The 435-nt window shown below is 65.3% G+C and carries 1 protein-coding gene and 1 pseudogene; both read right to left on the reverse strand.

Annotated elements, in window-relative coordinates; all coding sequences use genetic code 11:
• The coding region (locus RAD15_RS43975) for a RidA family protein (RefSeq protein ID WP_458184890.1) at positions 1 to 215 on the reverse strand (215 nt) is incomplete at its 3' end.
• An 87-nt stretch (positions 216 to 302) separates the two neighbouring features.
• Positions 303 to 435: pseudogene (locus RAD15_RS43980) on the reverse strand (amidohydrolase/deacetylase family metallohydrolase); the annotation flags it as partial.

Below are 435 nucleotides of genomic sequence, written 5' to 3' on the forward strand. Positions count from 1 at the left end.
GCCTCCTTCATGACAGCCAGCAGGTTGATGCCCACCAAGCGTGCGTGCTGATAGGCCAGGCCGACGTCGACGTTGTCGCCGACCTTGCCGGTCCACAGCTTGCCATCCGCCTCGCGCGGCCCCTGCCCTGAGAGGTAGAGCATGTCGCCCTCGCGCACATGGGTAACGAAGTTGGCAACCGGCGGCGGTGGCGGCGGCAGCTCGACACCCAGCATGGCAAGGCGGTCGTCGGGGCTCGCTTCAGCGAGTACGGTCTTTGCTTGGGAGGCGGTCAATTCGGTTCCAGTCTCTGCGGTCATGGTTCAGCGCCACGAATAGCCATGGCTATGGCGCACCAGCTTGCGGGCGCGGGGCACGTATCGGCTGGCGGTAACAGCCTCCGCTCCAATGATTGCGTAGCGCGGTTCGAACAGGCGCTTGAGCCGCGAGATGTCG

This window comes from Bradyrhizobium sp. 14AA (genome assembly GCF_054185205.1).